Raw genomic sequence first — 5,287 nt, 5'->3', positions numbered from 1 at the left:
ACGAAAAGTTACTTATTTCTGAGGAAAATATGGTTAGGGTTGCTATGCTTAGGATTACAGTGAGAAAATGTGTGTAGATTTATCACGGATTGCTACTTATATGCGATCTGCATTTTCAGAATCGGCGTGTTTACACCCGAACTATTTGGTTCAAAAAAAGCTTAGTTTATTGGAGTTGGGGTAGCCTAAGGAGAAATCACCCTCTCCTATCAAACCACCACATCAAAGCAAAAAGCAATCCCGTAGTCTTAGCAATTGACTCATCAAAAATAAACTCTCTAGCTTTGGATATAGGCATATCAACAACCTCTATCAGCTCTGTTTCAATACCTCCACCATCACTAACACGCATAGATTCTGTCACTTCTGTGTAGAATATCGTCTGCTTAGAACCTGCAAAACCAACAGCATTGTTTACCTGTGTGATTCGCGTTATACTCTCCACAGGAACAGCATAACCACACTCCTCCTCTATCTCCTCCATAGCAATCTCGGCTAATGTCAACTCTTTGTCAACGATACCTGCACATAGCTCTACAGTTATACCATCTTGAGTACCACCCATATATACAGCAGGTCGAAACTGCTTTACCAATACAAAGCTATCTCGCTCTTTGTGGTAGATTAAAATAGCCACAGAGTCGTGAGCTTTTACGACCTCCCAACTCTTCTCTATACCATTCTGCTTATAAGTCACAAATGCTGACTCTATAAACTTTGGATTTTTCAACTCATGCAATCTGAAATCTTCTATCTTACTAACCATTACCAACCTATACTTTTATAATACTCTCTCATATCAGGAGTCACTAAACGCTCTTGAACTGTATTCCAAACATAAGAGGGTCTATTCTCATCAAAAATCGTGTCAATTATCTTTGTATATCTCTTTTTTCGTCTTAAATAAGCCTTTTTCTCTTTGCCACTAACCCCTTTTGAAGAGAATTTCACCATACGCATCGGATTAATCGCTCGTCCATTCAAATAGACACCAAAATGCAAGTGAGGGCCTGTGCTTCTGCCTGTGCTTCCCACATAACCAATCACCTCACCTTTATTAACAGTTTTACCACTCTTTGTTTTGATTCTACTTAAATGGGCATATATTGTAGCATAACCATCTCTATGTCTTATCTTAACAAGATTTCCATTTGCACCTTTCCATCTAGCAAAAGTTACCTTTCCTTTGGCAACAGCCAAGATAGGTGTACCTCGTTTTGCACCAAAATCTGTTCCAAGGTGTGCTTTCCATCGTTTCAATACAGGGTGAAATCGTCTATGGGTGAAATGTGAAGTAATTCGTATATGTTTGAGTGGTTTTCCCATATATTTTTTGACCAGCTCCTCTCCATCTTCATCATAATATTTACCATCGGTATGCTTAAAGACATAGTGCCTTTTTTTGTGGGACTCCAACATCGCTACTTTAATATCAGGGATACCAATAGGTTGACCTAAACGCATTTTTTGGTCATATACGATTGCTAGTTTGTCCTTTTTTTGAATACCACGAAAGTTTACACTATGTTTCATCACTTTGGTAAACTCATTGGCAAGTTTTCTGTTTTTGACTTTTTTGACAATATCTCTATGTGGGGTATTTTCTACTTCTAAAAGTGTTACATATGTATCTTTTTGGTACGAGACAGGAATCACCTCTACTTTGTAACAATCAGGTGTTCTAAATAGATGAAGTTGAAGCTCTTCACCTGTTGGAATAAGTGCTTGAAGTAGCACACCATTACTGGCTATCATCTCATAAAAACGCCTATTGGGGTCTATTTCAGAAATCAATTGAATGTCATCTTTATCCAACAAATCAATAATATCTTTAGAGATTTTATACTGCTCTAAATAGCTTTCAAAATCAAGACCTTTTTCCCAATAGTCATTACTAACTTTTGCTGAAAAAAGTGAAATAGTAAGCAGGATTACGACTGCAATATACCTCACAAGTAGTTCCCTTTTCAATAATACTCCTTTATTGCAACTCTATTATAGCCAATTGTGATTAAAAAAATATTTTTGAAATTTAGAAAAAAGCTACAAATAAGGATTTTTCTGTAAAATGCAAACATGAAACATCTTAGAGGCTACAAGAGGCGTTACTTTTCATTAGCAATCATTGCAATGTATTCAACGCTGTTTAAACTGTGTACTATCGACAGTAACCACCAGTATCATCTATATGCTTTTGAGTATCAAGAGTACAAAACATCCCCACCTTCTTTGTAATTGATTTCTGCAAAACTAGGAAACGAAAGCTTTAGCTTCGTCTCTTTCGGGGCTAAAGCCCAATGCCAATGAATTAGCGAGGCTGAAGCCATCGGTTCCTTATATGCAATCTGTATTTTCGGAATCGGCGTGTTCACACCCGAACTATTTATATTCAAAAAAAGCTTAATTCATTGGCATTGGGCTAAAGCCTCCGATTCCAAATAAGTTTTACAAAATATTTAATATAAAAAATACAAACTAAGGAAAACCATGAACCAAACAATAAAACAGAGCCTAATCACAATGCTACTTCTAAGCAATCATCTAATTGCCAACGAGAAACTAGAAGATATAACCGTAACAAGTGCCACAAAATCAACTCAAAAAATTGAGAATACAACTAGCAATATTGATGTCATAACAGCTGACGAGATAGAAGAGCGACACTATACAACAGTAACAGAGGCTCTAAACTCCATAGCAGGGGTAAATTTCACAAGCAATGGAGGTCTTGGACAATCAACATCATTATATCTAAGAGGATTTGATAGCAAGAGAGTACTAGTCCTCATTGATGGCATCCGATATAATGATGTGAGTGGACTCTCGGGAGCTCCTTTTGAACATCTCATGATACATGACATAGAACAGATAGAGGTGATAAAAGGAGCTAACTCTGGAATTTGGGGTGCGGATGCTTCGGCTGGGGTTATCAACATTATTACCAAAGGGGCAAAAGAGGGGTTTCATATCCGTGCTTCACAAGAGTTTGGTAGTTTTGAGACCTCAAAAAGCAATGCAAATCTCTCTTATAAAAATGACCAATTTTATCTGAAAGCTTCACATAATCGAGTGCAAACCAATGGATTTTCGGCTGTTGCTCCAAGAGGTGAAGATTTGAATGATTTTGAAGATGATGGATACAAAAACAGCAGTACCTCACTTAAAGCAGGATTTGAGATTAATGAAAAAAATAGGATAGACCTCTCTCATACCATTATCAATGCCTCCAACGAGGGGGATGCTTATGATAGTGCCACCTATAGCTTTGACCCAAATAGCCAATACAACAGCAAAAGCAAACATCGGTTTAGCAAGATAACTTATCACCATGTTGATAGCTTTAATGAGGTTGATATATTTGCCAAAAGCTCTAAGTTTAGCAGGAAATATCCCGATGATGCCTTCTCTAAAAATTTTGATGGTGAAGTCAATGAGTATGGACTGACCTCTAAAATTCCCTATAGAACAGAGGATTTTGTAGTCTGGGGAGGAGAGTTTAAAGATTTTAAACACAAAAATAGTATTGATAAGAAGTATGATAACAGGGCATTTTTTATTACCAATAGCAACTCATTTGGTGGTATAACAGGGGGTAAAAGCATCTTTACTCAGTCTATAAGGCAAGACAACTATAGTGATTTTGATAACAAGCTAACAGGCAAAATAGGTCTCAAACATATCCATAAAAATATTGAGGGCTTCTCAACTACTCTAAACTACGGAACAGCCTATAATGTCCCAACTCACTACAATCTCTATGACCCATTTTCAGGAAACAGCTCACTTACCCCTGAAGAGACCAAAGGCTATGATGTAACGCTAGAGTATAAAAATTTAAAAGCTACCTATTTTGACAACACTGTAGAGGATATGATTGACTACCAAAGCAACTACGATGCTGAAGGGAACTGGATAGGGGGGAACTATCAAAATGTAAAAGGTAAATCTGAAATCAAAGGTTTTGAGGTATCTTATCAACAGGAAGTTTTATCGGATTTTCTACTATCTTTAGCATACACCAACCTAGATGCCAAAGATAGAGAGGAAAAAGCGTTAGCAAGAAGAGCCGAACAGAGTCTGAAATTTGCACTTGACTACTATGGTATCGACAAACTTCACCTAGGGATTAATGGTGAATATATAGGTGAAAGATACGACAAAGCAGACAAACAAGGTCAACAGACAGGAAAATATACCGTTGCCAATTTCACTGCTAACTATGAAGTTGATTCACACATGAGCATCTATGGAAAAGTGGAAAATATCACTGATAAATATTATCAGACCATTGATGGGTATTCTACTGCTCCAAGAGCTGTTTATGGTGGGATGAGACTTGCTTATTAAATTATTTGGTCGGTTATCACCGACCCTACTGGTGTTCTTTTCATTATCTTTACAGGCAGAGGAACGCATTATCGCCCTTAGCCCCTCCATCAATGAAATTATTTACGCTTTGGGTGCAGGTGATGAGATGGTAGGGAATATAGAGTATTGTAACTATCCCAAAAAGGCTCTAAAAATTCCAAAGGTTGGAGGGTATTTCTCTCCTAGTTTAGAAAAAATTATTGCCCTAAAACCTAGCATAGTGGTTATGGAGAGCAATAATTATAAACTTAGCCAACAACTTGATAAATTGGATATAAAGAGTAAAATAGTCGATATAGATACCTTGGAGAGTATTAAAACTTCTATAGTAGCACTAGGCAAAATATTTGACAGAGAGAAAAATGCTACAGATATCGTAGGAGATATTAACAGTGGTTTAGATGCACTAAAAAATATAGTCAAAGATAAAAAAATCCTCATGGTCATAGGTCACAACACCTCACTAAATAGGCAGATTTTTGTAGCAGGTCAAAACCTATATTTTGATGATATTATTAAAGAGAGTGGAAACCAAAATGCTTTTCAGACCACAAGAAAAGGGCAACCAATCTTAAATATGGAGAATATTATTGCGACCAATCCTGATATAGTTATACTCTTAAGCCCATATATAAAGGAGAAAGGATTAACTAAAAAGGAGCTGTTGGAGCCGTGGAAATCACTGCCTATTAATGCCAGTAAAAAAAACTCCATCTATATTATAGATAAAATTTATGCAGGGATTCCAAGTGATAGATTGGTATATTTTTTAGAAGATTTTAGAGAGATTTTGAATGACTATAAAATCAACCTCTTGCAGAACTAGGAACCGATGGCTTTAGCCCAATGCCAATGAATTAGCGAGGCTGAAGCCATCGTTTCCTTATATGCAATTTGCATTTTCGGAATCGGCGTGTTT

4 protein-coding genes are annotated in these 5,287 nt (G+C 36.7%); 2 read left to right on the top strand and 2 right to left on the bottom strand.

Annotated features, from left to right (window positions below; all coding sequences use genetic code 11):
- Positions 1–196 precede the first annotated feature (196 nt).
- Positions 197–766 (bottom strand): NUDIX domain-containing protein, encoded by a 570-nt coding sequence (locus GSY74_RS10340; RefSeq protein WP_164665022.1) that lies wholly within the window; start codon positions 764–766, stop codon positions 197–199.
- Positions 766–1,971 carry a peptidoglycan DD-metalloendopeptidase family protein gene (locus GSY74_RS10335; RefSeq protein ID WP_164665021.1) on the bottom strand — a complete coding sequence of 402 codons (1,206 nt, stop codon included), beginning with the start codon at positions 1,969–1,971 and terminating at the stop codon, positions 766–768. Before GSY74_RS10335 ends, GSY74_RS10340 begins: the two co-directional genes overlap by 1 nt.
- Positions 1,972–2,487: 516 nt before the next feature.
- On the opposite strand from GSY74_RS10335, the gene GSY74_RS10330 reads away from it, so the two are divergent.
- Both GSY74_RS10330 and GSY74_RS10325 read left to right on the top strand, forming a co-directional pair.
- A complete protein-coding gene (locus tag GSY74_RS10330) occupies positions 2,488–4,347 on the top strand; it encodes a TonB-dependent siderophore receptor (RefSeq protein ID WP_164665020.1) in 1,860 nt (619 codons plus the stop codon).
- A 31-nt stretch (positions 4,348–4,378) separates the two neighbouring features.
- Positions 4,379–5,194, top strand: a complete 816-nt coding sequence (locus tag GSY74_RS10325; RefSeq protein ID WP_164665019.1) for a helical backbone metal receptor — start codon at positions 4,379–4,381, stop codon at positions 5,192–5,194.
- Positions 5,195–5,287: the final 93 nt, after the last annotated feature.

This window comes from Sulfurovum sp. bin170 (assembly GCF_010892395.1).
Lineage (GTDB): Bacteria > Campylobacterota > Campylobacteria > Campylobacterales > Sulfurovaceae > UBA1140.
Note: the sequence above shows the minus strand (reverse complement) of the source record. Positions and strands in the feature narration are given on the sequence as shown.

What these genes read in the sequence shown, in the direction of transcription:
- GSY74_RS10340 (WP_164665022.1), bottom strand. Translation starts at nt 766, where the DNA reads ATGGTTAGTAAGATAGAAGATTTCAGATTGCATGAGTTGAAAAATCCA.
- GSY74_RS10330 (WP_164665020.1), top strand. Translation starts at nt 2,488, where the DNA reads ATGAACCAAACAATAAAACAGAGCCTAATCACAATGCTACTTCTAAGC.